The organism is Shimia sp. MIT1388, from assembly GCF_047124445.1.
Lineage (GTDB): Bacteria > Pseudomonadota > Alphaproteobacteria > Rhodobacterales > Rhodobacteraceae > Shimia.
Genome location: NZ_CP138921.1, coordinates 1,889,185 through 1,915,559, shown reverse-complemented (window position 1 = coordinate 1,915,559; position 26,375 = coordinate 1,889,185). Strand labels below are relative to the sequence as shown.

At 59.9% G+C, this 26,375-nt stretch carries 28 protein-coding genes; 16 read left to right on the top strand and 12 right to left on the bottom strand.

Features of this window, described 5'->3' with window-relative positions; all coding sequences use genetic code 11:
* Positions 1–2: 2 nt before the first annotated feature.
* The 6 genes from plsY to SIB92_RS09400 all read right to left on the bottom strand — a co-directional run bounded on the left by plsY (position 3) and on the right by SIB92_RS09400 (position 4,417).
* On the bottom strand, positions 3–614 hold the full coding sequence (gene plsY, locus SIB92_RS09425) for a glycerol-3-phosphate 1-O-acyltransferase PlsY (RefSeq protein WP_412555540.1): 612 nt from the start codon (positions 612–614) through the stop codon (positions 3–5).
* Positions 614–1,888: a dihydroorotase gene (pyrC, locus tag SIB92_RS09420; RefSeq protein WP_412555539.1), complete on the bottom strand. Its 1,275-nt coding sequence runs from the start codon at positions 1,886–1,888 to the stop codon at positions 614–616. Before pyrC ends, plsY begins: the two co-directional genes overlap by 1 nt.
* Positions 1,885–2,361, bottom strand: a complete 477-nt coding sequence (locus SIB92_RS09415) for a hypothetical protein (RefSeq protein WP_412555538.1) — start codon at positions 2,359–2,361, stop codon at positions 1,885–1,887. The genes pyrC and SIB92_RS09415 overlap by 4 nt, the downstream gene beginning before the upstream one ends.
* A gap of 4 nt (positions 2,362–2,365) precedes the next feature.
* Positions 2,366–2,797, bottom strand: coding sequence for a hypothetical protein (locus SIB92_RS09410; protein ID WP_412555537.1), 432 nt, complete (start codon positions 2,795–2,797; stop codon positions 2,366–2,368).
* Positions 2,797–3,357, bottom strand: a complete 561-nt coding sequence (locus SIB92_RS09405; RefSeq protein ID WP_412555536.1) for a hypothetical protein — start codon at positions 3,355–3,357, stop codon at positions 2,797–2,799. The genes SIB92_RS09410 and SIB92_RS09405 overlap by 1 nt, the downstream gene beginning before the upstream one ends.
* A gap of 106 nt (positions 3,358–3,463) precedes the next feature.
* Positions 3,464–4,417: an aspartate carbamoyltransferase catalytic subunit gene (locus SIB92_RS09400; RefSeq protein WP_294116497.1), complete on the bottom strand. Its 954-nt coding sequence runs from the start codon at positions 4,415–4,417 to the stop codon at positions 3,464–3,466.
* A gap of 93 nt (positions 4,418–4,510) precedes the next feature.
* On the opposite strand from SIB92_RS09400, the gene SIB92_RS09395 reads away from it, so the two are divergent.
* From SIB92_RS09395 to SIB92_RS09375, 5 genes are all read left to right on the top strand, one after another.
* Complete coding sequence (locus tag SIB92_RS09395) at positions 4,511–5,335, top strand: uracil-DNA glycosylase (RefSeq protein WP_412555535.1); 825 nt, start codon at positions 4,511–4,513, stop codon at positions 5,333–5,335.
* Positions 5,332–5,937: a metallophosphoesterase family protein gene (locus tag SIB92_RS09390; RefSeq protein WP_412555534.1), complete on the top strand. Its 606-nt coding sequence runs from the start codon at positions 5,332–5,334 to the stop codon at positions 5,935–5,937. The genes SIB92_RS09395 and SIB92_RS09390 overlap by 4 nt, the downstream gene beginning before the upstream one ends.
* Before the next feature lie 9 nt (positions 5,938–5,946).
* Positions 5,947–6,492: a molybdenum cofactor biosynthesis protein B gene (moaB, locus tag SIB92_RS09385; RefSeq protein ID WP_412555533.1), complete on the top strand. Its 546-nt coding sequence runs from the start codon at positions 5,947–5,949 to the stop codon at positions 6,490–6,492.
* 138 nt (positions 6,493–6,630) lie between these two features.
* On the top strand, positions 6,631–8,085 hold the full coding sequence (locus SIB92_RS09380; RefSeq protein WP_412555532.1) for an efflux RND transporter periplasmic adaptor subunit: 1,455 nt from the start codon (positions 6,631–6,633) through the stop codon (positions 8,083–8,085).
* 3 nt (positions 8,086–8,088) lie between these two features.
* Positions 8,089–11,487 (top strand): efflux RND transporter permease subunit, encoded by a 3,399-nt coding sequence (locus tag SIB92_RS09375; protein WP_412555531.1) that lies wholly within the window; start codon positions 8,089–8,091, stop codon positions 11,485–11,487.
* Here the strand turns inward: SIB92_RS09375 and SIB92_RS09370 are convergent.
* Positions 11,479–12,297, bottom strand: a complete 819-nt coding sequence (locus SIB92_RS09370) for a protein-disulfide reductase DsbD domain-containing protein (RefSeq protein ID WP_412555530.1) — start codon at positions 12,295–12,297, stop codon at positions 11,479–11,481. The genes SIB92_RS09375 and SIB92_RS09370 overlap by 9 nt on opposite strands.
* Before the next feature lie 151 nt (positions 12,298–12,448).
* On the opposite strand from SIB92_RS09370, the gene SIB92_RS09365 reads away from it, so the two are divergent.
* Complete coding sequence (locus SIB92_RS09365; protein WP_294116488.1) at positions 12,449–13,033, top strand: YqgE/AlgH family protein; 585 nt, start codon at positions 12,449–12,451, stop codon at positions 13,031–13,033.
* A gap of 12 nt (positions 13,034–13,045) precedes the next feature.
* On the opposite strand, the gene SIB92_RS09360 is transcribed toward SIB92_RS09365, so the two are convergent.
* On the bottom strand, positions 13,046–13,993 hold the full coding sequence (locus SIB92_RS09360) for an L-threonylcarbamoyladenylate synthase (protein WP_412555529.1): 948 nt from the start codon (positions 13,991–13,993) through the stop codon (positions 13,046–13,048).
* 115 nt (positions 13,994–14,108) lie between these two features.
* On the opposite strand from SIB92_RS09360, the gene SIB92_RS09355 reads away from it, so the two are divergent.
* From SIB92_RS09355 to SIB92_RS09335, 5 genes are all read left to right on the top strand, one after another.
* Positions 14,109–15,827, top strand: coding sequence for an acyl-CoA dehydrogenase (locus tag SIB92_RS09355; RefSeq protein ID WP_412555528.1), 1,719 nt, complete (start codon positions 14,109–14,111; stop codon positions 15,825–15,827).
* The gene (locus tag SIB92_RS09350; protein WP_412555527.1) at positions 15,827–16,870 is read left to right on the top strand and encodes an MBL fold metallo-hydrolase; all 1,044 of its coding nucleotides are present in this window, start codon (positions 15,827–15,829) and stop codon (positions 16,868–16,870) included. The genes SIB92_RS09355 and SIB92_RS09350 overlap by 1 nt, the downstream gene beginning before the upstream one ends.
* Before the next feature lie 15 nt (positions 16,871–16,885).
* On the top strand, positions 16,886–17,344 hold the full coding sequence (locus SIB92_RS09345) for a DUF6173 family protein (RefSeq protein WP_412555526.1): 459 nt from the start codon (positions 16,886–16,888) through the stop codon (positions 17,342–17,344).
* 90 nt (positions 17,345–17,434) lie between these two features.
* On the top strand, positions 17,435–17,569 hold the full coding sequence (locus SIB92_RS09340; RefSeq protein ID WP_412555525.1) for an aa3-type cytochrome c oxidase subunit IV: 135 nt from the start codon (positions 17,435–17,437) through the stop codon (positions 17,567–17,569).
* Positions 17,570–17,594: 25 nt separating this feature from the next.
* Entirely contained in the window at positions 17,595–18,224 is a 630-nt protein-coding gene (locus tag SIB92_RS09335; RefSeq protein WP_412555524.1) for a hypothetical protein, read from the top strand.
* A 105-nt stretch (positions 18,225–18,329) separates the two neighbouring features.
* Here SIB92_RS09335 and SIB92_RS09330 read toward each other — a convergent pair whose 3' ends face one another.
* A complete protein-coding gene (locus tag SIB92_RS09330; RefSeq protein ID WP_412555523.1) occupies positions 18,330–18,653 on the bottom strand; it encodes an AzlD domain-containing protein in 324 nt (107 codons plus the stop codon).
* Entirely contained in the window at positions 18,650–19,363 is a 714-nt protein-coding gene (locus tag SIB92_RS09325; protein WP_412555522.1) for an AzlC family ABC transporter permease, read from the bottom strand. Before SIB92_RS09325 ends, SIB92_RS09330 begins: the two co-directional genes overlap by 4 nt.
* A gap of 149 nt (positions 19,364–19,512) precedes the next feature.
* Between SIB92_RS09325 and SIB92_RS09320 the strand changes: the two genes are divergently transcribed.
* From SIB92_RS09320 to glp, 4 genes are read left to right on the top strand one after another with little or no spacing between them, the layout of a single operon-like run.
* Entirely contained in the window at positions 19,513–20,400 is an 888-nt protein-coding gene (locus SIB92_RS09320) for a formate dehydrogenase accessory sulfurtransferase FdhD (protein WP_412555521.1), read from the top strand.
* Positions 20,397–21,017: a molybdenum cofactor guanylyltransferase MobA gene (gene mobA / locus SIB92_RS09315; RefSeq protein ID WP_412555520.1), complete on the top strand. Its 621-nt coding sequence runs from the start codon at positions 20,397–20,399 to the stop codon at positions 21,015–21,017. Before SIB92_RS09320 ends, mobA begins: the two co-directional genes overlap by 4 nt.
* A 2-nt stretch (positions 21,018–21,019) precedes the next feature.
* Positions 21,020–21,529, top strand: coding sequence for a molybdopterin-guanine dinucleotide biosynthesis protein B (mobB, locus tag SIB92_RS09310; protein WP_412555519.1), 510 nt, complete (start codon positions 21,020–21,022; stop codon positions 21,527–21,529).
* A 9-nt stretch (positions 21,530–21,538) separates the two neighbouring features.
* Positions 21,539–22,810 carry a gephyrin-like molybdotransferase Glp gene (glp, locus tag SIB92_RS09305; protein ID WP_412555518.1) on the top strand — a complete coding sequence of 424 codons (1,272 nt, stop codon included), beginning with the start codon at positions 21,539–21,541 and terminating at the stop codon, positions 22,808–22,810.
* A gap of 35 nt (positions 22,811–22,845) precedes the next feature.
* Here glp and SIB92_RS09300 read toward each other — a convergent pair whose 3' ends face one another.
* On the bottom strand, positions 22,846–23,868 hold the full coding sequence (locus SIB92_RS09300; RefSeq protein WP_412555517.1) for a hypothetical protein: 1,023 nt from the start codon (positions 23,866–23,868) through the stop codon (positions 22,846–22,848).
* Between the two features lie 26 nt (positions 23,869–23,894).
* The gene (gene greA / locus SIB92_RS09295; RefSeq protein ID WP_294116471.1) at positions 23,895–24,365 is read right to left on the bottom strand and encodes a transcription elongation factor GreA; all 471 of its coding nucleotides are present in this window, start codon (positions 24,363–24,365) and stop codon (positions 23,895–23,897) included.
* 251 nt (positions 24,366–24,616) lie between these two features.
* Between greA and SIB92_RS09290 the strand changes: the two genes are divergently transcribed.
* A complete protein-coding gene (locus SIB92_RS09290; protein WP_412555516.1) occupies positions 24,617–26,266 on the top strand; it encodes an electron transfer flavoprotein-ubiquinone oxidoreductase in 1,650 nt (549 codons plus the stop codon).
* The last annotated feature ends 109 nt before the right edge of the window (positions 26,267–26,375 follow it).

Below are 26,375 nucleotides of genomic sequence, written 5' to 3'. Positions count from 1 at the left end.
GCTTAGCTCTTTTTGGCACCGATCTTCGGCTCGGTGCCAGTCCGCAGACGGGCGATGTTCTCATGATGGCGGGCAAAGACAATCACCGCTAGCAGGATCGCGAGAACAACCGCGCTGCCGTAGCCCAGAACCAGCATCCAGACCGCGCTGGAGGTCGCCGCTACCAAAGCGGAAAGCGATGAAATCCGGCTGACCGCGGCTGTCGCCAGCCAAGTCAAGCAGCAGGCAATACCCACCGGCCACGCCAGGGCCAGCATCAGGCCCAAAAAGGTCGCAACCCCTTTGCCGCCTTTGAATTTCAACCACACCGGATAGCAGTGGCCCAGGAAGGCCATCAAGCCAGCCACCTGCGCCGCATCTTCGCCAGCCATGGCCCGCGCGATCAGCACGGCCACCGCGCCTTTGCCGCCATCCAGGATCAGGGTCAGCGCCGCCGCTTTCTTGCTGCCGGTGCGCAGCACGTTAGTGGCACCAATGTTGCCAGAGCCAATTTCGCGCAGATTGCCCAGCCCCATGACCTTCGACAAAACCATGCCAAACGGGATCGACCCCAGCACATAGCCAACAACCGCCCAGAGCAGCAGGGCAGGCAACGCAGTTTCCAAGACGGGCATCAATCTCTCCGGTAAACGGCCGCACCGGCCACGTAGGTTGCCAGCACCTTACCCTGCAGGCGGGCGCCGTCAAACGGCGTGTTTTTGGATTTGGATTTCAGCTTGAACCGGTCCAGCACAAACGGCGCATCCGCATCAAACAGCACCAGATCCGCGGGCGCACCCGCTTCCAACCGGCCGCTCTCAAGCCCCAGACGTTTGGCCGGGTTCAGCGCCATTGCGCGGAACAGCTCCGGCAGGGTCAGGTCGCCGTTGTGATACAGCCGCAGCGCCGCAGGCAGCAGGGTTTCCAGCCCGACCGCACCGGAGGCAGCTTCCTCAAACGGCAACCGCTTGCTCTCTTCGTCCTGCGGCGTATGCATCGAGGAAATTGTGTCAATCAACCCGGATTTCACGGCTTCAATCAGCGCCAAGCGATCTTCTTCCGCCCGCAGCGGCGGCTTGATTTTAAAAAACGTCCGGTAATCCGCCACGTCCAACTCATTCAGCGTCAGGTGGTGGATCGAGGTGCCCGCCGTTACGTCCAACCCGTTTTTCTTGGCGCGTTCTAGCGCTGGCAGCGCACGTTCGGCGGTGATCTGATCGGCGTGATATTTTGCGCCGGTCATCTCCACCAGCGCCATGTCACGATCCAGCCCCATACGCTCCGCCATTGGCGACACTGCAGGCAGGCCGCGCAGAGCGGCAAACTTGCCCGCCGTGGCCGCCGCGCCTTTGGACAGGCCCGGCTCCTGAGGGTGCGCAATCACCAACGCACCACAGGATCGCGCATAGCTCAACGCACGAGACAGCACCTTGGGATCGGTGACCACATTGTCACAGTCGGTAAAAGCCACCGCACCGGCATCCAGCAAGAAGCCGATCTCGGTCATCTCGCGGCCCTCACGCCCTTTGGTCAGCGCCGCCATCGGCAGAACGTTCACCGGTGCGGCCTCATTGGCGCGGCGCTCGACAAACTCCAGCACCTCCGGCGTATCGATCGCCGGGAGCGTATCGGGGCGCGTGACCATGGTGGTGACCCCACCGGCCGCCGCCGCCGCGCCTGCGGTTTTGTAGCTTTCCTTATGGCGTTCACCTGGCTCACAGACCTTCACCCCAATATCGACAATCCCAGGCGCCAGAGATTTGCCACCGCAATCGACCACCTCGTCTGCCTGTGGCGCGGCGTCATAGCCCACCTCTGCAATGACGCCATCGGCCACCAACACCCACCCAAGGGCGTCGCTGTCCTTGGCCGGATCAATCAAACGGGCGTTTGTGAAGAGCGTGCTCATGTTAGTTGTCTTTCAATGGCGGTTTTGAGGTTCTGAACGTTTGACAGGCCAATGAGTGTCAATCCATTCGCAAGCTTGTCACCTTCTATACGCAAGCCAGAAAAATTGACACGCACAGATATCATCGAAGTCAACGCCATATCATTCCCGTTTGGCAGTAGAAGGCGTTTATTTGTTAGGACAATTGGGCGCATCTTGGGGGTTAACTCTGATCGCTTCAGCCATCGCCAGTTCAACCCTGACAAAGTGAAAGCTAATAGTAGTAGTATAACCCCGGGAATGCCTGCTCGCGGTGCCATAAACACGGCGTCCAAGGCTGGCCATTTTATTGCGGCCAGCGAAACAAGAAAAACAAGGCCAAAGTAGAAGGCAAGTAGTTTCACAGCACCATAATTTCCAAGCTGCCCTGGAGGATGGGCGTAGGAGATGCTTTCCCCATCTTCCAACTCGTAGCCATACAAATCGTCGTTCATGACGTTATGCACCTTTCACGCGCTCAATCGCGGACATGCTTGCCTGTGGATCAGCCTGATATTTGATCAGATGCTTGTCGCCGTTCTTGGTAACCACCTGCACAAAACTGCCCAGTTTGTTCAACTCGGCAATGTTGGAGAGCGAAATTGCGCGGCCGCCGGGGCCAAGCAGCCGTTGGTTGGTCAAATCCCAGCGCACGGCCAATTCATCAGACATCAGGTAGCCCGCGCGCACCACAACGGCAGCCAAGCCCCCAACCGCGCCGGTCCACACATAGGGATTGCCCACGGCCCACAGGATGCCCATGCCGGCCGCCATGGCCCCGGCGGCGATCCAGGCGTTGGTGCGCACGTAACTGCTACGCTCGCCTTGAAAGCTTTGCTGCACGGTCTCGCCGTCCAAAAGCTCTGCGGTGGGTGTCAAAAGATCAGGCATCACAAAATCCAGAACAACAGCACGCCCAGAACGAGCGCAACAAGGGGCAGGGCCACGAGGGCCAGCAAAAGTATCATATGTGGGTTGGACGACGGGACAGGTGGCGTCTGACCAGCTGTCGGGGCTGGGCCCTTGGCGCTGGCGTCGGGCAGCGGCTCAAAATGCACCGGCGCGCCATCTTCCTTGTAGGTGCCGATCCAGCGCAGCGGCGCTTTGGGGGACAACGTCTGCGCCACGCCATCAAAAGCGGCTGATCGCACGACCAGCACCCAGCCCTTTTGCGCCGCCAATCGTGCGGCGTCTTCTTCCACGTCCTTTTGGGCGATGCCAAGGCCTTCGACCATGTATCCGGTCAATCCGAGGTCTTCGAGATCGCTGACGGGAAAGAGCTCAATGTGGTCTTCGTCCAGAAAGGTGAAGCCAAGCGCGTCTTCCAACGGCCATTCGGACAACTCTCCGTCCGAGTTGATTTTGGCGCTGCGGAAGTTTTCGATCTCCTCGCCGGGCAAATCCACCGCAAACAACCGCACCAATCCGTGTTCTGAAGAGGAGACCTGCACGCGCCTTAGCCCCCGATCCAGACCATCAGGCCAACAAAGGCAAACATCACCAACAGCGCCACGGTGGCGACCATGCCGGACATGCGCGGGTCTTTGGGATCTTCGCTCATGCCATCACCTCTGTCTGACGGGAGGCGCGTAGGTTGCGCGCCAAAAGGTCCATCGCGGCCATCCGCACGGCCACACCCATCTCTACCTGTTCCTGAATGACAGACCGGTTGATGTCGTCGGCAATCTCGCCGTCAATCTCCACGCCGCGGTTCATCGGGCCGGGGTGCATCACAATCGCATCGTCCTTGGCATGGGCCAGTTTGGCGGCGTCCAGACCATAGCGGTGATAATACTCGCGCTCCGACGGGATGAATCCACCGTCCATGCGCTCTTTCTGAAGGCGCAGCATCATCACCACGTCCACATCCTTTAGGCCTTCTTCCATGTCCTCATAGATCTCCGCGCCAAACTCGGCGAAGTTGCCCGGCACCAGAGTGGGCGGCCCAATAAGGCGCACGCGGTTTTCCATCTTGCCCAGCAGGATCAGGTTGGAGCGCGCGACGCGGCTGTGCGCGATGTCGCCGCAAATCGCGATGTTCAGGCGGTGCAACCGGCCCTTGGCGCGGCGAATGGTTAGGGCGTCGAGCAATGCTTGCGTCGGGTGCTCATGGCGCCCGTCACCGGCGTTCAGTACGGCGCAATTCACCTTCTGCGCCAGCAGGTCCACCGCGCCGGAATGGGGATGACGTACCACCAGCAGATCAGGATGCATCGCGTTGAGCGTCATCGCCGTATCAATCAGCGTCTCGCCCTTTTTGATCGAACTGGCCTGCATCGCCATGTTCATCACATCGGCGCCAAGGCGCTTGCCTGCGATCTCAAAACTCGCCTGCGTGCGGGTGGAGTTCTCAAAGAACATATTGATCTGCGTGAGACCGGCCAGCGCGTCGGAATGCTTCTGCGCGCGGCGGTTCTGATCAACATATTGATCCGCGAGGTCCAGCACGGTGGTGATCTCTTCGGGCCGCAAAGGCTCGATCCCCAAAAGATGCTTGTGGTCAAAGCGCATGTGCTGCTCCTTTTGCCGAGATTGCGCCGCTTATAAGTAGGCGCGCAGGGCGGGGCAAGCGTCCGTCTAGGAGATCACAAAGGATGCGCCCTTTTGTCTGTCGCGCAGCCGGTCTACTCTGCGGCCATGGAATCGGCATTGGACTACCATACGGCGCGCGCCTTGCTGGAATGGCATGTGGAACTCGGCGCCACCGAAGCCATTCTGGACGCGCCTCTGGACCGTTACGAAGTCCCCAAAGAAGACCCCAAGAAAAAAGCCGCTGCCGCCATGCCGGAAGCGCCTGTCGCGCCGGTGCGCAAGCCCAAGATCGATCCGGTGGCGGAGGCTGAAAAGGCCGCAAAAGCCGCAGGAGATTTGGCCGCGCTGGAGCAGGCTTTGGCGCAGTTTGAGCACTGCACCCTCAAACGCGGCGCGCGCAAAATGGTCTTTGCCGACGGCAATCCTGCTGCGCGGGTCATGGTGCTCGGCGATGCGCCTGATCGGGACGAGGATCGCGCGGGCAAGCCCTACATGGGCCGCGCAGGCGCCTTGTTTGACAACATGTTTGCCGCGCTGGATATGGGCCGTGACGTGCCGCTGAGCAAAGATGCGGTCTATGTTGTGCCGGTTGTGCCTTGGCGCGCACAGCGGGGCGGCGAAGTCCCGCCCGCCGTACTGGCCATGATGCGCCCCTTTGTGGAGCGCCATGTGCAACTGGTCGCGCCCGACTTTGTCGTGGTGATGGGCAACGCCGCCTTGGAATGCGTCACCGGCAAACGCGGCATCAGCCGCGCCCGTGGCGAGTGGCTGACATACTTTGACAAGCCCGTGCTGCCGATGATGAGCCCCTCGGATCTGCTGCGCCGTCCGGCGTTCAAGCGCGAAGCCTGGGCCGACCTGCTCAGCCTAAAAGCCAAACTGGACGCGACCACATGAAAATCCTCGCTTTCTCCGATCTGCACCGTGCTGCCCCTGCGGCCCGCCGCCTTGTTGAGATGAGCCAGGACGCCGATCTGGTCATCGCCGCGGGGGATTTCACAAACCACCGCATGGACTTGCCCGGAGCCTTAGACTTGATCGCAGGCATCACCACGCCAATTGTCATGGTGCCGGGCAACAACGAAAGCGAAGACGAACTACGCGCCGCCGCGCCAGGCAACGCCACCGTCCTGCACGGCGAGGCGACAACCTTCGAAGGCCTCAAAATCTTCGGTCTTGGGTATGCCGTCCCGGTCACGCCCTTCAAAGACTGGTCCTGCGACCTCGACGAACCCACCGCCGCCAAAATGCTGGCCGCCTGCGAAACCGCCGACATCCTGATCAGCCACTCGCCGCCCAAAGGCCATGTTGATGTGACCTCCACCGGCCTGTCTCTAGGGTCCACAGCGGTGCTTGAGGCAATAGAGCGCATTGCGCCGCCCTTAGTCCTATGTGGTCATATCCACGATTGTTGGGGTCAGTCGTCTCAGGTTGGCCCGTCCAAAGTTGTGAACCTCGGCCCGACCGGCACGTGGTTTGACATCGCCCCATCCGCCTAGGAGACCGCCATGGGCCGCATCGACGAAAGCAAAACCTTCATCCCTGTGAAGATCGCCATCCTGACGGTAAGCGACAGCCGCGATCTCAGCCAGGATCGCTCCGGGGACACTCTGGTGGCCCGGCTGGAAGAGGCGGGGCATGTTTTGGCCGACCGCGCCATCATCAAAGACGAACGTGCCGAGATTGCAGACCAACTGCGCACCTGGTGCGCCGATGAGGCCATCGATGTGATCATCTCTACGGGCGGCACCGGCCTCACTGGGCGTGACGTGACAGTCGAGGCGCACCGCGACGTTTATGAGAAAGAGATCGAGGCCTTTGGCACCGTCTTCACCATGGTCTCGATGCAGAAAATCGGCACCTCCGCCGTGCAGTCTCGTGCCACAGGCGGCGTGTCTAACGGCACCTATCTCTTTGCGCTGCCTGGCAGCCCCGGCGCCTGCAAAGACGCCTGGGACGAAATCCTGAAGTACCAGCTCGACTACCGCCACATGCCCTGCAACTTTGTGGAAATCATGCCACGGCTGGACGAGCACCTGAAGCGCTCAAAGTAACCCCGCGCATCTGCCAAACTTTTTGACAAAAAATGTGACGGAACGTTTGCACCCGTCCGTATCACCTATGCGTGCCTTGGCTTTTGGTCTGGGCAGGCGCATCATGGACGAGACCACCGACGCTGGGAGGCGAGGCAGATGAGATTTTTGCGGCAAAGTCTGACGGGGCTGTTTTTGCTCTCCGCCACCGTGGCTTTGATCCTCTATGCGGGCAGCCTTGTGTTCAACGCGGTGGAAGAGCGCATGGCGCAGGACAGCAAAGGTCCGCCCGCGCGCGAACGGGTCTTTACGGTGAACGTGAAAACCGCCCAACCCGGCGCGGAAACGCCGGAACTGGTGGCATTTGGCGAGGTGCAAAGCCGCCGCTCTTTGGAAGTCCGCGCCGCCGCCGCGGGCACCGTGATCTTCCTGTCTGAGAATTTTGAAGACGGTGCCAATGTCTCTGCGGGCGAAGTGCTGGCCAAGATTGACCCCACCAAGGCTCGTTATGCGTTGGATCGTATCGCCGCCGACCTGCTGGACGCAGAAGCGGAACAGCGCGATGCCGACCGCACGCTGATCCTGGCGCAGGACGAACTGAAATCCGCCGAGGCGCAGCTGGGATTGCGCCAAAAGGCTTTTGATCGCCAGATAGACCTGCAAGAGCGTGGCGTGGGCACCGCAGCAGCTGTCGAAGTCGCCGAGCTGGCACAAGCCGCCGCGCGTCAGTCTGTCTTGTCCAACCGCCGCGCTTTGGCACAGGCCGAGGCCCGTGTGGATCAGGCCAAAACCCGCTTGGACCGCACCAAAATCCTGCTGGCAGAAGCGCAGAAAGATCTGGATGACACCGTTATCACCGCAGACTTCTCCGGCACATTGTCCGAGGTGAATATTGTGCAGGGCGGCTTGGTCTCTATGAACGAACGCCTTGCCACTTTGATTGACGCCGAAGCGTTGGAGGTGGCCTTCCGCGTGTCCACTACGCAGTATGCCCGCCTGTTGGATGATGCCAACAACCTGCACCGCGCCGAGGTGAAAGTGGCCATGGACGTGCTGGGTGCGGACCTGACCGCCACCGGCGTGATCACCCGAGACGCCGCCGCCGTGGGCGAAGGCCAAACCGGGCGCGTGCTCTATGCCCGTCTTGATGGTCCGCGTGGCCTGAAGCCCGGCGATTTTGTTACCGTGCGCGTGCGTGAACCCGAGCTGGAAGACGTTGTGCGTCTGCCCGCAACCGCGATCAACGCCGCCCACGAGGTGTTGGTTGTGGGCGAAGGCAACCGCCTGACCACTCAGAAAGTCCGGCTTGTGCGCCGCCAAGGCGATGACGTTCTGGTGCGCGGACGTGGCTTGGCAGGACAACAGGTAGTTTCCCGCCGCACGCCGCTTTTGGGTGAGGGCATCGCGGTGAAGCCGCTGACCGGCGAAGAGAAAATCCCCGACGCCCCGGCCATGGTCGCGCTGAGTGACGAGGAACGTGCCAAGTTTGTTGCCGCAATCGAGGCCAACGGGCGCATCCCATCAGACGCCAAAAAACGCATGTTGCAAGCGCTCAGCCAGCCGGAAGTGCCCGCGCGTATGGTGGAACGCCTGCGCAGCCGTATGGGAGGCTAAGCCATGCGGGAGATCGGCGACCGCGCCAGCGGCATTCTCAGCTACTTCACCCGCCACGCCACCGCCGCCAACCTGCTTCTGGTGGTTCTGATATTGGCAGGCATCGCCGCCATGCCCCGCATGCGGGCACAGTTCTTTCCGGATGTGATTGTCGACAACGTCACCGTGTCCATCGCGTGGGAGGGGGCAGGGGCCGAAGACGTGGACGCTGCAATTGTGCAGGTCATGGAGCCCGCGCTGCTTGCTGTCGAGGGCGTAGAAAGCACCGCCTCGCGCTCCACCGAAGGCAACGCCCGCATCACGCTCGACTTTGAACCCGGCTGGGACATGGCCCGCGCCACTGACGATGTGCAGGTGGCCGTGGATGCCGTCAACACCTTACCGGAAGAGGCCGAAGACCCCACGGTCCGGCGCGGCGCATGGCGTGATCGCGTAACGGATGTGGTCATCACCGGCCCTGTGGACATTGACCAGATCGCCCGCTTTGCCGACGAGTTTGTCACGCGGCTGTATGCCGAAGGCGTGACCCGCACCACCATCCGCGGCTTGGCTGAACGGCAGACCATTGTCGAAGTGTCTTCAGTGGATCTGATCACCCACGATATTTCGATGGAGCAAATTGCACAGGCCGTGGCGCAAGAGGTCAATGCCGACCCGGCCGGCGACGTGACCGGTGCTTTTGCCCGGGTGCGCACAGGGGTCGAGAAACGTGCACCCGATGAAATTGCAGGCATTGTCCTGCGCTCCAACTCTGACGGCACCAAGCTAACCGTGGATGATGTCGCCACCGTGCGCGTTGAGGGCGTCGACCGCAACCGCACCTATTTTGTCGGCGACGATCCGGCCATGTCGATCCGCGTGGATCGGACCGATGCGGGTGACGCGATTGCCATGCAACGGGCCGTGGAAGAGGTCGCTGCCGAGATGCAGGCCACCTTACCCCAGGGAGTGAAACTCGAACTTATCCGCACCCGCGCAGAGGCCATCACCGGCCGTCTCAACCTGCTGATCGACAATGGCTTGATGGGACTGGCGCTGGTGATTGTGCTGCTGTTCCTGTTTTTGAATGCCCGCACCGCTTTCTGGGTGGCCGCAGGCATTCCAACGGCGATGTTCGCCGCTGTGGCTTTGATGTACGCCGCCGGACTCACGATCAATATGATCTCGCTTTTTGGCCTGATCATCACGTTGGGCATCGTAGTGGATGACGCGATTGTGGTGGGCGAACACGCCGACGCCCGCGCGCGCCGGCTGAATGAGCCGCCCTTTGTTGCCGCCGAAAACGCCGCCAAGCGCATGTCTCTGCCGGTGTTCTCCTCCACCATCACCACCGTGATCGCTTTCTTTGGCCTGACCGCCATTGGTGGGCGGTTTGGCGACCTGATTGCCGACATCCCCTTTACGGTGATCGTGGTGCTTATGGCCTCGCTGGTGGAATGCTTCCTGATCCTGCCGCACCACATGGCCCATGCGATCAAGAACTCCGCGAAGGAGCATTGGTACGACGTGCCCTCCCGCGTGGTGAACCGCGGCTTCCGCTGGGTGCGCGAGACTTTGTTCCGCCCCTTCATGCGCTTTGTGATCTGGGCACGCTACCCTGTGCTGGCGGTTGCCGTAGTGGCTCTCGCCACGCAAGCCGCCTTGTTCATTGGCGGCGATGTAAAGTGGCGTTTCTTCAACGCACCGGAACGCGGCTCGGTGACCGGCAACTTCGCCATGCTGCCAAGCGCCACCCGCGCCGACAGCCTTGCGATGATGAAGGAGATGCAGCGCGCCACTGAAGAGCTTGGCAAAGAATACGAAGAGCGCTACGGCCGCAATCCACTGGACTATGTGATCGCCGAAATCGGCGGCAACTCCGGCCGCTCGCTGCCCGGCTCGGAAAGCCTGGACCCAGACCTCTTGGGTGGCATTGCCATCGAACTCATTGACGCCGACCTGCGCCCCTATTCCAGCTTTGCCTTTGTCGGAGAGCTGCAAGATCGCGTCGCGCGCCACCCCTTGGTGGAAACCGTGAGCTTCCGAGGCTGGCGCTCTGGCCCCGGCGGTGATGCGCTTGATGTGCAATTCTACGGCGCGGACAGCGAAACCCTCAAATCCGCCAGCGAGGCCTTAAAAACCGCGCTGGAAGAGTTTGGCGAGGTCTCCGCCGTGGAGGACAACCTTAGCTACGACAAAGAGGAGCTGATCCTCGAGCTGACACCACAAGGCCGCGCTTTGGGCTTCTCCATTGACGCGCTGGGCCGCGTGCTGCGCCATCGTCTCAACGGCATCGAAGCCGCCACCTATCCCGACGGCCCGCGCAGCGCCGCCATCCGCATTGAGTTGCCCGAAGGCGAACTCACGGCCGACTTCCTTGAAGGCAGCCTGATGCGTACGCCCAATGGCGCCTACGTGCCGCTCGCGGATGTTGTGACCGTGCAAAGCCGCACCGGCTTCTCCACCGTGCGCCGCGAAAACGGCGTGCGGCTGATTTCCGTGACCGGCGATATATCCGAGGACGATCCAGCCCGCGCCGAAGCCATTTTGGAACAGCTGCGAACCGATATCCTGCCAACCATCGCCAGCGAAAAGCAGGTGGAATGGCGGTTGGCTGGCTTGGCGGAGCAGGAAGACGAGTTCCTCAATGACGCCCGCTCTGGCCTGATCCTTTGTCTGGCTGGCATCTATCTGGTGCTGGCTTGGGTGTTCTCCAGCTGGACCCGCCCCATGGTGGTCATGGCGATCATCCCCTTTGGCTTGGTCGGGACCATCTACGGCCATTGGTGGCATGATGTGCCGCTGTCGATGTTCACCGTTGTCGGCCTGTTGGGCATGACTGGTATCATCATCAACGACAGCATCGTCCTGATCACCACCATTGACGACTACGCCAAAGACCGTGGAGTGATCCCCTCGATCATCGACGGCGCTGCCGACCGTTTGCGCCCGGTTTTCCTCACCACCGCCACCACCGTTTTGGGCCTTGCGCCTCTTCTGTTTGAGCGCAGTGCACAGGCGCAGTTCCTGAAACCCACCGTGATCACGCTGGTCTACGGGCTAGGCTTTGGCATGTTCCTGGTGCTTCTGGTGGTGCCGGCCTTAGTCGCGATCCAATATGATTTTACCCGCCAGATGCAGGCCCTGCGCCGCGCCCCCCGTGCCAAAGGCATCCGCGCAGGCGTGTTTTTATGCACGACAGTAATCGCCGCTTGGCTGGTGGCAACTTTTGGCTGGGTGTTGCTGAACGGTGAGCTTCATCCGCTTCTGGCGCAAACCGGTCTGCCCACGGAAACCTTCAACAGCACTTTCCCAGCGCTGTTGTTGTTCCTCGTCGGGGCATGGTTGATTTCGTTCGGCGGGTATCTGGTGGGCGTGGCTTGGATGCTGCTGCGCGCTTGGCGCAAGGCAGCCTCAGCCTGAGCAGCCGATAATATCCACGGCATGGTTGGCACCCAGCACGGTGAACCTCAGATCGGCGCGGTTCACCATGAAGGAACTGGCGTCCACATGCATCATCTCAGTTTCGGTCACCAATGTGCCGCCTTGGCGTTTGGTGGTGCCCTCCGCCACCCAAACATGCGGATCGGCGGTTTCCACTACCGCCACTTCAGCGCCGCCCGCGCTGGGCATGTGGATGGTGGCTTTTAGGGCCACGCCGTTTGAGGTCGGTGACAGTTTGCAGGTCACCTTGCCCACACCTGCCTCGCGTGCCGTCAACGGCTGATCCACCAGCGCCGCCGTGATCTCTGCATCCCGCGCGCCACTGGGCGGCAGCTCTGCTTTCACTTTCAAGCGTTGCGGTACACAGATGTCGCGGCACACGCCGATATCCAGCGTGGCCTTCAACCGCACGGGCTTGGCCGCATCTTTTGGCGCAACCCGCACCGGCAACACAAGTTCATCACTGTAGCCAATCGAGCGCATGCCGTTTTGGTTGAACACTTCCGGCGTGGGCCACTCCAGCGCCACGCTGCCCATATTGCGCGACCCGTGCCAGGTGATCTGCGGTGGGATGCCTGCATCCCCCGGCGCGCGCCAATAGGTTTTCCAGCCGGGATTCAGGGTGATCTTCACCGCCGCCATATGGTTGCCCTCCGCATCGCGCCAGCCAGGCAAAACCTCGGCCTGCACCACCTGATCAAAGGACTGCGCAGAGGCCGCCGCAGGCAAAAGGGCAGGGGCCATCAGCGCCGCAAGCGCCAGCGAAGGGAGGAGGGAACGTGTCTTCATGACCCACACATGGGCCAAACCGCGTTAAAATCCAACTCACAATCCGATCAGAAAACCGCGAGCGATTGAAACAGTTTGCTTACCTCTTGCGTCTAACCTCTGGGAAACACATGTTGAAAGAAGACGTCGACATTCAACGTATGAGGTCCCCTTGGACACGACACAAGACACTGACACGCAAATGGATTTAACCGGACAGCTGCTCATCGCCATGCCTGGCATGAGTGACCCGCGCTTTGCCCATTCGGTGGTGTTCCTTTGTGCCCATTCTTCGGATGGCGCCATGGGGTTGATCGTGAACAAGGCAATTGACGGCGTGAAACTCTCGGACCTGTTTGAGCAGCTCTCGATCAAACCCAAATCCCCTGAGTCGGCTTCGTCACTGCACTTTGGCGGCCCAGTGGAGACCGGGCGCGGCTTTGTACTGCATTCGCCTGAATACAAATCCGACCTGTCAAATCTAGAAGTTGGCGCGACTTTTGCCCTAACCACAACGCAAGACATTCTCGACGACATGGCGCAGGACTTGGGGCCGCATAAAGCGCTCACTTTGCTGGGCTATAGCGGTTGGGGGCCGGGGCAACTGGAAAACGAGATCAGCGACAACGGCTGGCTGATTGCGGATGCCACCGATCAGATTGTCTTTGACACCAAGAATTCGGACAAATGGGCCGAGGCGCTAAAAAGCATTGGGGTGGACCCCTTGACGCTCAGCTCCGCGGCGGGACACGCGTAAGTCCTTTTTTACTTATGTATCTCGGGGCGCAGCCGCGCGGCGCAGCCGGTCATTAATAGCCCGCCCAAGTCCGTGCTCTGGAATAGGCGACACGGCAATCGGAGTATCGCCATCGGCATCCAGCGCGTGCAGGTGATGGAACAGGTTTGCTGCCGCTTCGGTCAAATCGCCCGCCGCGCTGAGGTTCAAAGTTGCGCCGTCAACTTTGCCAAACCCCAGCAGGCGTTCGCCTTCTGCAATCTCGACAACGTTCAAGCGCACGGACGCGCCCGGCGCATAGTGGGACAGCATTTGGCCGGGGGCCGTCAGCGGATCCGCTTCCGAGCGGATCACAACCGGACGACCCAAAGCCGCTTCGATGGCCTCCTGTGGTAGGCCTCCTGGGCGCAACAAAGTGGGTTCGTCAAACAGGCCCAGAATGGTGCTTTCTACGCCGACCCCACAGTCGCCACCGTCCACCACAGCCTCGATCCGACCGGACAACCCGTTGATCACATGCTGCGCGCGGGTGGGGCTGATTTTGCCGGATGGATTGGCTGACGGCGCGGCGACTGGCCCGTCAAATTCGCTGAGCAAGGCCTGCGCCACCGGGTGCTCCGGCACGCGGATTGCCAGGGTTGGCAGGCTGGCTGTTACCAACGGCGACAGTCCAGAATCATCTCGCAGTGGCAGCACAAGGGTGAGTGGCCCGGGCCAGAAAGCCGCCGCCAACCGGTTCGCCATGTCATTCCAATGCACGTAGCGTTTTGTCGCAGCTACATCCGCCACATGCACTATCAACGGATTGAAAGTCGGGCGGTTTTTGGCCTCAAAAATCCGCGCCACAGCTTTGTCCTGACGCGCGTCTGCGCCAAGCCCATATACGGTTTCCGTTGGGAAAGACACCAATCCGCCACCCTGCAAAACCGATGCTGCACGTGCAAAGCCAGTGGCGTCGGGGGAGAGGGTTTCTGTGTCCACGGGGCGCTCCTGTGACGCTGCGTTTTACTGTGATCGGTTCAACAAGGCCCTTATCGTAAGGCCCAAAGCTGCATACAAGCAGCAGCACTTAAAGCCAAGCCTGCCGGAGAGACCGATGCCCTTTCGCGCCCCAGTAACCGATATTCAGTTCCTTTTTGACCACGTGGTGGATTTTGCAAAAGTCACCTCCACTGAGCGCTTTGCCGATGCGGACCGCGACACCACCGAGGCGATCCTGCTGGAAGCGGGCAAAATGGTCGAGGAGGTCATGGCACCTGTAAACCGCAACGGTGACCTGACCCCGGCGGTTCTGGAAAACGGTGTGGTGCGCACCTCTCCCGGTTTTGCTGACGCCTATAAAGCCATCGCCGAAGGCGGCTGGATTTCCACCTCCGCCTCGCCGGAATACGGCGGCATGGGGCTGCCGCACACCATCACCACCGCGGTGAACGAGATGATGGCCGCAGGCTGCCTATCGCTGCAACTCAACCCGCTGATGACCCAGGGCCAGATCGAAGCGCTGGAGCACCACGCCTCTGAGCAGATCAAAGCCACCTATCTGGAAAAGCTCATCACCGGCGAGTGGGCTGGCACCATGAACCTGACCGAGCCTGCCGCAGGGTCCGACGTGGGCGCATTGCGCTCCAAAGCCGAGCCAAATGATGATGGGTCCTACGCCGTCTCCGGTCAGAAGATCTTCATCAGCTGGGGCGACAACGACTTCACCGGAAACGTCTGCCACCTGGTCCTGGCCCGTCTGCCCGACGGCGTGCCTGGCACCAAAGGCATCAGCCTCTTCATCGTGCCCAAGTACATTCCGGATGAAAACGGCAACCCTGGCGTTGCCAACACCCTGGGTGTGGTGAGCCTGGAGCACAAAATGGGTCTGCACGGCTCCCCAACTGCAGTCATGCAATTTGATGGCGCCAAAGGTTGGCTTGTGGGTGATGCGCATGACGGCATGAAATGCATGTTCACCATGATGAACAACGCCCGTCTCGGTGTTGGCGGTCAAGGTGTTGGCGCCGCGGAAGGTGCCTATCAGATGGCGCTGGACTATGCTCTGGAGCGCAAACAAGGCCGCACCCCGGTTGAGGGCGGCGGCACCATTGTGGATCACGCCGATGTGCGCCGCATGCTGGCTGGTATGAAAGCCGACATCTTTGCTGCGCGCGCCATCGAAATGGCCTGCGCTGTGGCGATCGACATGGGCACCGCCACCGGTGACAAAGAGTGGAAAGCCCGCGCCGCCTTCTTGACCCCGATTGCCAAAGCCTTTGGCACCGATGTGGGCATCAAAGTTTCTGAAGATGGCGTTCAAGTGCACGGCGGCATGGGCTTCATCGAGGAAACCGGCGCCGCACAATTCTCCCGCGATGTGCGTGTCACCGCGATCTATGAGGGCACCAATGGCATCCAATCCATGGACCTCGTGGCCCGCAAGCTGATGGACGGGGGCGACGCCGCCTATGCGCTGCTTGATGAAATCGAAGATTGCGCCGAAAAAGTCCGCGAAAGCATGTCCGACCTAGCAGAGCCGCTGTGGCAGGCCACCGAAACCCTGCGTGAAGCCACCGAATGGATGGTCGCACAAGGCAATATGAACGACCGCTTTGCCGGCTCTGTGCCCTTCCTGCGCGGCTTTGCCCGCGTGTTGGGCGGCTACTTCCACCTGCGCGCCGCCATTGCCGAAGGCGGCGACGGCCCACGCACGCGTCTGGCCCGTTTTTACATGCAGCGCCTGCTGCCGGAACACGCCGGTGTGCTGGTACACGCGATGCAGGGCGCAGACGATCTCTACGCGATCACGCCAGAAGATCTGGGCGCAGCCTGATGAAAGACGGCGCGGCAGGCATTCGCTATCCATGGGACACCCCTCCGGCGGAGGGCGAGGCCATCGAAGTGGCCAAAGGCGTCCTCTGGATGCGCCTGCCGCTGCCGATGAAACTCGACCACGTCAACGTCTACGCGCTGGACGAAGGCGATAGCTGGACCATTGTCGACACGGGTTTTGACAGCAAACGTGGCCGCGCCATCTGGGAAACCCTGATGGCGGGTCCTCTGGGTGGCAAACCGATTTCACGCGTGGTGGTCACCCACCACCATCCGGATCATGTGGGGCTTGCCGGTTGGTTCCAAACAGAGCACGGCACCAGCCTCTGGACCACCCGCACGGCTTGGCTCTTTGCGCGGATGTTGCAACTAGACGAACAGGCAGTGCCACGCCAGGAAACGCTGGATTTCTATCGCGCCTGCGGCATGGACGAAGAGATTTACAACCAACGTGCCAGCGAACGCCCGTTCAACTTTGCCGACGTCGTCGCGCCGATGCCTCTGGGCTTCAAACGCATCAAACAGGATGATGTGATCGAGATGGGCGGTCGCAAATGGACTGTGCATATTGGCAACGGCCACGCGCCGGAGCACGCCACTTTCTGGTCTCAGGATGACAATCTCGTGCTGTCGGGCGATCAAATTCTGCCGTCGATCAGCTCCAACATTGGCGTTTATGCCACCGAGCCCGAAGCTGACCCTGTGGCGGACTGGCTCGAAGCCTGCGAACGGCTCAAGCAATACGCGCGTGACGATCAGTTGATCCTCGGCGGGCACAAGCTGCCCTTCACCGGTGCGCCCTTGCGGATGAAGCAACTGATCGAAAACCACCACGGTGCGCTCAAGCGCCTGCTGGAGCATCTTGATACGCCACAAACCGCCGCAGAGTGCTTCCTGCCGTTGTTCAAACGCCAGATTGACGGCGGTGCTTACGGCCTTGCTTTGGTCGAAGCCCTTGCACATCTCAACCATCTTTACCAAGTTGGCGCAGCAAGCCGCACAACGCGCGAAGACGGCGCGTATCTGTGGCAACGAATAGACTGACAGGCGCGAACCCCCATGACTGACGAGATCAAAACCACCGCGGAAGCCATCGAAGCGGAGGCTTTGCCGCGCTTGTACGAGGTGCATTCTGACCCCGACGCGGAAACCGTTGCGGTGCCCGAGGACATCGCCAAACAGCCGGTGAAGCAGAAAAGCGCGGCGGAATGGGCGTACGAACGCCTGATCCTCTACATCCAGAACTTCGAAAAGCAGCTGGATAACGAGCACGAGGTCGCGATGGGCTTTGTGGGCGGCGAAGCGGGGGTGCTGCGCATCGAGGGCATGGGCTTCTTTGATCCCGACATCGTGACTTTTTATGGCACCGACAGCAGCGGCATCAAAACCCAATTGGTGCAGCACGTCAGCCAACTCAACGTGATGCTGCGAGCCTTGCCCAAACAGAAAGAGTCTGGCGCGGCCCCCTCCCGGATTGGCTTCCGTTTGGCCGAGGGGCTCAAGAAAGACAGCGCCTAAACGCAATGCACTACCCTGCGACACCTGAGTGGGTGACAGGGCCAGATGAATCAGCTATCCAGCGCTCTAGCAACAGGAAGGATTACCCAGATGGCAGAACACAAGCACGGCTCGATGAACATCGACGCACAGGAAAAAGCATTTGCAGGCTTTATCAAATGGTCCACCTACGTGTCGGTTGCCGCGATTGCCGTTTTGATTTTCCTGGCGCTGTTTAACAGCTGATCGCGTTTCGCCGGGGTTCTCCAGTATGAATGTTTTGGTACGTGGTTTGGCGCTTGTGGCGCTGGTCGCTTCTGTGTCGGCTTGTTCCGTGCGCAATCCGGCGTCCAGCAATTCGCCGGACGCCGCTGTAGAGGCCGCGCGTTATGTGCATGACGGCGCCAAGCAACTGACGCTTTACACCATGATCTCCAACGAGAGCGGCTCCGGCGCGCACACGTCGTTGATGATCAACGGCAGCCAGCGCGTGGCGTTTGACCCGGCTGGCTCCTTCCGCAAAGAGGGCGCCATCGTTGCCAAAAACGATGTGGTTTACGGCATGACCCCCTACATGGTGGATCAGTACACCCGCTTTCATGCGCGCGAGACCTACCATGTGGTGGTGCAGTCCATCGACGTGAGCTCGCAGGTTGCAGAGATGGCCCTGCGCGGCGCAGAGTCGCTGGGTCCGGTGACGGAGGCGCAATGTGCAAAATCCACCTCTGCGCTGTTGAAGACCCTGCCGGGATTTGAGGATGCGCCGCAGTCCTACTATCCGCGCAAGTTGATGGACTACTTTGCCGACAAAGGCGCGACCTATGATCGGCTGTTTGAGTATGACGACGATGACAAGTCCAAGGTGCTCGCCGCCTTTGTCCCGGAATACGAACGCCAGTAAGACCTCGCAAATGATGCACAGAAGCGCCCCAAGGGGCGCTTTTTTGTGCGCGCATCGCCACAGTCGCAAAACAGCCGTGATACCGACGCAATACCGACGTGGATTTTAGAGGAAATACAGCCCCAGAAACAACGTCGCCGCCCCGCTGAAAATCGCCGCCAAAACGTTCTTGGTGACGTAGCCCACACCCAGTGTCATAGCCGCCGCCGCCAGCCGCGCAGGGTCCGGTTGTCCTTCCGTTGCTGCAGGCCACAGCACCAGCGGCGCCACCAAGCCGGGAAGCACAGCCACAGCCGTATAGCGCAGATGCCGCAGCACCCATTCGGGCAATTCCCGGTCACCAATCACGCCCAAAAATAGGAAGCGCAGCCCAAAGCTGCCCAGCCCCATGGCGACAATGATCACCCAGACGGTTGTGCTTTCACTCATGCCATGTCCTTGTTTTCGGTGCGCAATTCCACAAAGGCGCCGGTCATCATACCTGCAATGCCAGCTACGATCAGGCCCAGGTTCCAGGGCAGAAAGGCAAAGAGCAGCGCGCAGAGGACAGACACCACTGCCGCCGCAACATGCGCCTTGGTGCGCAGCATAGGACCAATCATCGCAAGGAAGGTGATAGGCACCGCAAAATCGAGCGCAAAGCTGTCGGGTATGGATTGCCCTACCAAAGCGCCCACCAGCGTCGCAAGGTACCAATTTGGCAAAACAGGCGCGATAACTCCTGCAAAATATGAGGTTTTTTGCGCCAGCGTCATCTCCGGCCGCTTCTCATACTCCATAACCGAGAGCGCATAGCTTTGGTCCACCAGGCTGTATGCGACCAGCGCTCTCCGCCACGCTGGCAGCGGCCCAAGGTGCGGCGTCATCGAGGCCGAGTACATCGCCATTCTAAGGTTCACCGCCAGTGCCGACGCGATCACCACAATGGTCGGCGCATTGTCCGCCATCAACTGCAAAGCCGTGAACTGCGCGGCCCCTGCGATCACCACAATCGAGAAGCTCATCACCTGCACCAAAGGCAGTCCCGCCTCGGTGGCCACAACGCCAAACAACATGCCAAACGGCCCAACCACCAACACAAACGGCAACCCATCCCGGAAGCCGCGCCAGAAGGTGGATCTATCCCAATATGACGCCATAAAAGCCTCGCTGAAATGTACCTTTGTCGGGGTAGCGAGTTGGCCACGGCTGCGCAAGCGTTGTGAACGCAAGGTCGCAGCAAAGTTTTTGATGGTGGCAATACAAAAAAATCATCACTAGGTTGCCCGCAAACCAACGGAGGACACCCATGGCAGACGCGCCGGACCTGGCACAATATCTGATTGCCCCTGATCCCAAAGCGCCACGCTTGACCCGCGCTGTGACCGGCGTAGATCACCTCGGGCAGGAAACCGAAATTTCCGTTGTAGAAGAACGGCCTCTGACGATTTACCTCAATAGCCAGGAAATTGTGACAGCCATGACCATTGGCGATTATCCGGAGTATCTGGCTGTAGGTTTCTTGCGCAATCAGGGCATGTTGCGCGACGGCGATGTTGTCACGCGGGTGGATTATGACGACGAACTCGAAGTGGTTGTCGTGCGCACCGAAACAGAGACCAATCACGAAGAAAAACTCAAGAAAAAGACCCGCACATCGGGCTGTGCTGTCGGCACCGTTTTTGGCGACATGATGGAAGGTTTAGACGGAGTGGAGCTGCCGCGGACACAGGTCAAAACCAGCGACCTCTATGCGCTCGCCAATACCATCAACCGCACACCGTCGCTATACCTCGAGGCCGGGGCCATTCATGGCACTGTGCTCTGCCAAGGCGCGCGGCCGTTGGTCTACATGGAGGACGTGGGCCGCCACAATGCTGTAGACAAGATCTCCGGGTGGATGTTCCAGCATGGTGAAACTGCCGCGGACAAGATGCTCTACACCACCGGTCGTTTAACGTCGGAGATGGTGATCAAATGTGCCTTGATGGGTATTCCCGTCCTCGCCTCTCGTTCCGGCTTCACAGCTTGGGGCGTGGAGATCGCGCGCCAAGTGGGGCTGACCGTGATTGGCCGGATGCGCGGGCAGCGTTTTGTCTGCCTCAGCGGCGAGGAACGCCTGCTGCGCGATGTTGATCCATCCAGTGTGCCTGACGAGGGAAAAAAGCACGCGCGCAAAGGGGGATATGGTCGATGAAACAACCCCTTGGCGTGATTCTGGCCGGCGGTCAGGCCACCCGCATGGGCGGTGGCGATAAGGGCCGCTTGTCTCTCGGTGGCAAAACCATTTTGCAGCACGTGATCGACCGTCTGGAGCCACAGGTGGCTGGTATGGCGCTCAACGCCAATGGTGACCCTGCGCGGTTTGCGGACTTCGAGATGCCTGTAATTCCGGATTCTCTGGCAGAGTTTCCGGGGCCTTTGGCAGGGGTGTTGGCCGGTCTGGATTGGGCGGCAGAGCGGGGGGCAGACGCGATTGTGACGGCCGCAGCCGACACGCCTTTCTTCCCCTGTGATTTGGTGCCGCAACTCTTGCTGGCTTCTGAAGCCAGTCCCCATCCGCTCGCCCTGGCCGCTTCGGGAGAGCCGGGCGGTAAGCTATGGCGGCAGCCGACATTTGGCCTCTGGCCTGTGGCTTTGCGGGAGGATCTGAGGGCCGCCCTGGAAGGAGGTCTGCGGAAAGTTGTGATCTGGACGGACAAACATGATGCAGGTCAAGCCGCCTTTGTGCAAAGCGGGATAGACCCCTTCTTTAATGTGAATACACCGGAGGACCTTGAAGAGGCGCGCCGGATTGCTGGAGAGATGGAATAACAATGCAAATCTATGGCGTTGTCGGGTGGAAAAATTCGGGCAAAACCGGGTTGATGGAGCGTTTGGTGACCGAGATCACGGGGCGCGGCTTTAGTGTGTCCACAGTCAAACATGCGCACCACAGCTTTGACGTGGATCACCCGGGTAAGGACAGTCACCGCCATCGGGTGGCCGGCGCGCGGGAGGTCTTGTTGGCCTCCAAAAGCCGCTGGGCGCTGATGCACGAGTTGCGCGACGAGGATGAGCCAACGCTTGAGGAACTGCTGACCAAGCTCTCAGATGTCGATCTGGTGTTGGTGGAAGGCTATAAACGGGATGCCCATCCAAAGGTCGAAGCCCATCGTCAGGAAACCGGCAACGCGCTGATTTCGCCGGAAGATCCGACCATTCGCGCAATTGCCAGCGATGTGGCGGTGGAAAACGACAAACCGGTTTTTGACTTGAACGATACAAAGGCAATTGCTGATTTTATTCTGTCCGACTTGGGGATGACGGCATCACTCGCCGGCTAGGAGGCTCACATGTCCAAGCAAAATGAACTGGCGCCGCCGCCTTTGAAAAACGATTGTTTTTCCTTGCCAGCGGACACGCATTGGACGCCTGTATCTGAAGCCTTGGCGCTTCTAAAAGGGCGACTCCACGTCTGTGTTGGCGCGGAGACTGTCCCGCTGTTTGCGGCCTTGGGCCGGGTCTTGGCCGAAGATGTCGTAGCGCAGCGGTCCAATCCGCCACAGCCGAACTCTGCGGTGGATGGCTACGGGCTGCGTCATGCCGACATCGTCGAAGGGCCGCAAACGCTGCCATTGGTAGCAGGCCGATCAGCTGCTGGAGACCCATTCGAGGGAGATCTGCCGTCTGCTCACGCTGTACGCATCCTTACAGGGGCCACCGTGCCTGAAGGCATCGACACGGTCATCTTGCAAGAAGATGTGACCACTGATGGGACGGCAATTGCCTTTCATGGCCCACTCAAACAAGGCAGCAACACGCGTAAGGCGGGGGAGGACGTGGTTAGGGGCGGGCTCATTCTCGCCAAAGGCCGGCGCGTTACGCCTGCCGATCTTGCCTTGGCGGCCGCAACGGGCGTGTCACAACTGCTGGTGTTCAAGCGCCTGCGCGTGGCGGTGGTTTCCACTGGAGACGAGTTGGCAGAGCCGGGGCAGGAGGCGCGGCCAGATCAGATTTTTGATGCCAACCGCCCCATGCTGCTTGCCATGGTCGCCCAATTTGGTTTTGAGCCCATTGACATGGGCCGTGCGCCGGATGATCGCGAGGCCTTAAAAAACTTCTTGGATGAGGCTGCAAAGTCGTCGGACATGATCCTGACTTCCGGCGGTGCCTCCGCTGGCGATGAAGACCACATGTCTGCCTTGCTCAATGAAACCGGCTCAATGGCGCTGTGGCGGTTGGCAATCAAACCGGGCCGTCCCTTGGCGCTGGGCATGTGGGCTGGCACGCCAGTCTTTGGCTTGCCTGGAAACCCAGTCGCGGCAAAGGTTTGCACGCTGATCTTCGCCAAGCCCGCTATGGACGCCCTAGGCGGCGCTGGATGGCAGGAACCGGTGGCGCTACGGGTGCCCGCAGCTTTTGCAAAGGCCAAGAAAGCAGGGCGGCGGGAATATCTTCGTGCGCGCCTGCGAGACGGGCAGGCTGAGGTGTTCAAGTCGGAAGGCTCCGGGCGTATCAGCGGGTTGAGCTGGGCTGAAGGGCTGGTGGAGCTACCAGACGAAGCTATGGACGTGCAGGAGGGCACTGAGGTGCTTTACTACCCTTACTCCGCCTTTGGACTGTAGATGTGAAAAAGGCGCTCGATGGAGCGCCTTTTTATTTAGTCGAAGATCCCGGCCACGCGGCCTAACAGCATAAAGGCGCGGGCAGTGCGGGTTTCCGAGAGGGCCGCAATGTCCGCGTCTGATGCGGTTTCTTCAAACTCCACAAAGCACTTATCAAAACGGCGCAGGAAGTGATGCGCGGCGTCGCGAAAGATCGGATCTTGCTTCATGCGGCCGGCTGCGAGTGCCAGTGAGCTGCGATCGCGCACACCGCCAAGGGCCGCGATGGGCTTCCCTCGTTCGCCACTTGCAAACCGGCGCCAGATTTCCGGACGTGCCAAGTCTGGACGCAGGTCGTCCATGTAGATGCCGTCTTGGCTGAGCAGAGTCAGAACGTCCTGGCTTGCCTGAATCAATTGGGCCGCTTGACGGTCCCGCAGCGCTTTGCGCAAAGCGGCAAAGCCTTCGGCATCATCGGCGTTTTCCGGGAAGTTAAGAGCTTGGATGAAATCTGAACGCGGTAGAGGCGGGGACAGTTCTTCAGCAGGGGTACCCAATGCCAGAGTGCCTTGATCTGCCAAGTCATCTTTCACAGGCTCGGCGTCCTGTGCTTTGCGGATACCATCATCACGGTCGCGGCTGGACGAAAACGTTGCCAGTGCGGTCTCTGTTTTCCGCGTTGCCGCTGCAATCTCGTCGAGCTTCTTCGCCACGGAAGGCTCTACGCCTTGCTGTGCCTGCACGCCTTGGGCCTGATTGACGTATGTTCGGCGCATGGCGTCGATCGCCGCCTGCAAGCGGGCGCTTTCTTCGCGCATTACGCGAGAAGACCGCGCGGCTGTGGCTGCCACCCAGATCATCGCGACCGGCATGAAGACCGCCAAAAGCGTCATGAGGAATTGCAAGCCGCTGCTGCCATCAACGGGATTGTGTTCCAGCACCAGGAAAAACACCACAGACCCGACCAGCCAAACAAAGCTTAAGCCCACCGCAATCAACTCGATTGAGGTGACCTTCGGGCCGTTCGGTTTGTCATAGATGCCCAACGGGGTCGGCTGGGAATCGGTGTCGTCTGTCATGCGGGGCCGCATCTTAACTATCTGGTTCACTGATAAGAAATACTGAGAACTTCGTAACTTTTTTCGCCGCCCGGGGTGCGGACTTCGACGCTATCGCCTTCTTCTTTGCCAATCAAAGCACGCGCGATGGGCGACTTGATGTTGAGCAGGCCTTTTTCAACATTGGCTTCATGTTCGCCGACAATTTGCCATGTCTTTTCTTCGTCGGTGTCTTCGTCCACCAAAGTGACGGTTGCGCCAAACTTGATGGCACCGGAAAGGGACGCCGGATCAATCACTTCGGCCAGGCCAATCACCGCTTCCAGCTCTTTGACACGGCCTTCGATAAAACCCTGTTTTTCGCGGGCAGAATGGTATTCCGCGTTTTCTTTCAGGTCGCCAAGCTCGCGCGCAGAGGCGATCGCCTCGATGATCGCGGGGCGTTCCACTGTTTTCAACTGCTTCAATTCCGCTTCGAGCGCCGAGTGGCCGGCGCGGGTCATTGGTATTTTTTCCATGGGTGCGGTCCCGTTGGTCATTGGCCGCCTTAAAGGCCGGGCGGCGGGTCTGTTTATGTACTAGCACGGCAGAGTGCCCTGAGACCTCTTTCAAATGCAAGAGCGGGAAGCAATGCAAGGAGAAATATGCTGCACCGCTGCAAAATTGCGCAAATGGGGCGAAATGTCGTGGGGTTCCGATTGACGGAATGATTATAGTCGCGCTAGCAGATGCGAAAGAAAATTACCCAGCGATCCGGGAAGGGAAGCCAATGTCGGAAATCGAACGCGAAGCCATGGAGTATGACGTTGTCATCGTTGGTGCAGGTCCTGCTGGCCTGTCAGCAGCGATCCGTCTGAAGCAATTGGACGCGGACCTTGATGTTGTGGTCTTGGAAAAAGGATCCGAGGTCGGTGCGCACATTCTTTCGGGTGCTGTTTTGGACCCTTGTGGTCTGGACGCGTTGATTCCTGACTGGAAGGCCAAAGGCGCGCCGCTGAACACGCCGGTGAAGGAAGACAACTTCTACATGCTGGGCGAGGCGGGCGAAATTCGCGTGCCAAACTTCCCAATGCCGCCGCTGATGAACAACCATGGCAACTACATTGTGTCCATGGGCAACGTTTGCCGTTGGATGGCGGAACAGGCGGAAGAGCTTGGTGTTGAAATCTTCCCAGGTATGGCCTGCTCTGAGCTGGTCTATGGCGACAACGGCGAAGTCAAAGGCGTGGTTGCCGGTGTTTTCGGCCTCGAAGAAGATGGATCTTACGGACCAAACACTGAGCCAGGCATGGAGCTGCACGGCAAATATGTGTTCCTGTCCGAAGGTGTACGCGGATCGCTCGCCAAAGAGGTGATTGCGAAATACAACCTTCAGGACGGCAAGGAGCCTCAGAAGTTTGGCGTTGGCATGAAGGAGATCTGGGAGATCGACCCTGCCAAGCACAATCTCGGCGAAGTGACACACACAATGGGCTGGCCGCTGGGCAAAAACGCTGGCGGAGGGTCTTTCATCTATCACCTGGAAAACAACCAAGTGTATGTCGGCTTTGTGGTGCACCTGAACTACAAGAACCCACACCTCTTCCCCTACATGGAATTCCAGCGCTTCAAGCACCACCCCAAGGTTGCGGAGCTGTTGGAAGGCGGCAAGCGTGTTGCTTACGGCGCGCGGGCAATTTCGGAGGGCGGCTATCAGTCCATGCCGAAAATGGTGGCACCGGGTGTCGCGCTCTTGGGCTGTTCCGTGGGAATGGTCAACGTGCCGCGCATCAAGGGCAACCACAATGCGATGCTGTCCGGCAAGGCGGCGGCAGAAGCGGCCTTTGAGGCGATCACAGCAGAACGTTCGGGCGACGAGCTCACGGCATACGAAACCGAGGTGCGCAGCGGCGCCATTGGCAAGGACCTGAAGAAGGTGCGCAATGTTAAGCCGATCTGGTCCAAATGGGGCCTGACAGCATCTCTGATGCTTGGCGGTTTGGACATGTGGACCAACACGCTTGGTTTCTCTCTCTTTGGCACGGTCAAGCACGGCAAAAACGATGCCGAAGCAACCGAAGAAGCCAGCAAACACAAGCCGATTGACTACCCGAAGCCAGACGGCAAACTGTCCTTTGACCGCCTGACCAACGTCAGCTTCTCAATGACCAATCACGAAGAAAGCCAGCCGTGTCACTTGCGTCTCGCCGATGATAGTGTGCCTGTGTCGGTGAACCTGCCGAAGTTTGCGGAGCCTGCACAGCGCTATTGCCCCGCCGGTGTATACGAAGTTGTCGAAGAGGAGGGCAAAGACCCTCGCTTTGTCGTGAACTTTCAGAACTGCGTACACTGCAAGACGTGCGACATCAAAGATCCGAGCCAGAACATCACGTGGGTTACGCCGCAAGGTGGCGACGGTCCAAACTACCCGAACATGTGATCTAACACGCGGAAATTTTACCAAAACATGGGGCGGCCAACGGGTCGCCCCATTGCGTGTTGGCAGCCCCCCGACTACCTTTGCTGGAAAGTCAGTGCATGGGAGTCTC

Bases quoted from the DNA above. Each gene is read 5' to 3' on its own strand.
- SIB92_RS09370 (WP_412555530.1), bottom strand. From the start codon at position 12,297: ATGAAGACACGTTCCCTCCTCCCTTCGCTGGCGCTTGCGGCGCTGATG.
- moaB (WP_412555533.1), top strand. From the start codon at position 5,947: ATGGGCCGCATCGACGAAAGCAAAACCTTCATCCCTGTGAAGATCGCC.
- SIB92_RS09350 (WP_412555527.1), top strand. From the start codon at position 15,827: ATGAAAGACGGCGCGGCAGGCATTCGCTATCCATGGGACACCCCTCCG.
- pyrC (WP_412555539.1), bottom strand. From the start codon at position 1,888: ATGAGCACGCTCTTCACAAACGCCCGTTTGATTGATCCGGCCAAGGAC.
- mobB (WP_412555519.1), top strand. From the start codon at position 21,020: ATGCAAATCTATGGCGTTGTCGGGTGGAAAAATTCGGGCAAAACCGGG.
- SIB92_RS09380 (WP_412555532.1), top strand. From the start codon at position 6,631: ATGAGATTTTTGCGGCAAAGTCTGACGGGGCTGTTTTTGCTCTCCGCC.
- plsY (WP_412555540.1), bottom strand. From the start codon at position 614: ATGCCCGTCTTGGAAACTGCGTTGCCTGCCCTGCTGCTCTGGGCGGTT.
- SIB92_RS09410 (WP_412555537.1), bottom strand. From the start codon at position 2,797: ATGCCTGATCTTTTGACACCCACCGCAGAGCTTTTGGACGGCGAGACC.
- SIB92_RS09335 (WP_412555524.1), top strand. From the start codon at position 17,595: ATGAATGTTTTGGTACGTGGTTTGGCGCTTGTGGCGCTGGTCGCTTCT.
- glp (WP_412555518.1), top strand. From the start codon at position 21,539: ATGTCCAAGCAAAATGAACTGGCGCCGCCGCCTTTGAAAAACGATTGT.
- SIB92_RS09375 (WP_412555531.1), top strand. From the start codon at position 8,089: ATGCGGGAGATCGGCGACCGCGCCAGCGGCATTCTCAGCTACTTCACC.
- SIB92_RS09345 (WP_412555526.1), top strand. From the start codon at position 16,886: ATGACTGACGAGATCAAAACCACCGCGGAAGCCATCGAAGCGGAGGCT.
- SIB92_RS09390 (WP_412555534.1), top strand. From the start codon at position 5,332: ATGAAAATCCTCGCTTTCTCCGATCTGCACCGTGCTGCCCCTGCGGCC.
- SIB92_RS09320 (WP_412555521.1), top strand. From the start codon at position 19,513: ATGGCAGACGCGCCGGACCTGGCACAATATCTGATTGCCCCTGATCCC.
- SIB92_RS09290 (WP_412555516.1), top strand. From the start codon at position 24,617: ATGTCGGAAATCGAACGCGAAGCCATGGAGTATGACGTTGTCATCGTT.
- greA (WP_294116471.1), bottom strand. From the start codon at position 24,365: ATGGAAAAAATACCAATGACCCGCGCCGGCCACTCGGCGCTCGAAGCG.
- mobA (WP_412555520.1), top strand. From the start codon at position 20,397: ATGAAACAACCCCTTGGCGTGATTCTGGCCGGCGGTCAGGCCACCCGC.
- SIB92_RS09400 (WP_294116497.1), bottom strand. From the start codon at position 4,417: ATGCGCTTTGACCACAAGCATCTTTTGGGGATCGAGCCTTTGCGGCCC.
- SIB92_RS09340 (WP_412555525.1), top strand. From the start codon at position 17,435: ATGGCAGAACACAAGCACGGCTCGATGAACATCGACGCACAGGAAAAA.
- SIB92_RS09415 (WP_412555538.1), bottom strand. From the start codon at position 2,361: ATGAACGACGATTTGTATGGCTACGAGTTGGAAGATGGGGAAAGCATC.
- SIB92_RS09325 (WP_412555522.1), bottom strand. From the start codon at position 19,363: ATGGCGTCATATTGGGATAGATCCACCTTCTGGCGCGGCTTCCGGGAT.
- SIB92_RS09355 (WP_412555528.1), top strand. From the start codon at position 14,109: ATGCCCTTTCGCGCCCCAGTAACCGATATTCAGTTCCTTTTTGACCAC.
- SIB92_RS09300 (WP_412555517.1), bottom strand. From the start codon at position 23,868: ATGACAGACGACACCGATTCCCAGCCGACCCCGTTGGGCATCTATGAC.
- SIB92_RS09330 (WP_412555523.1), bottom strand. From the start codon at position 18,653: ATGAGTGAAAGCACAACCGTCTGGGTGATCATTGTCGCCATGGGGCTG.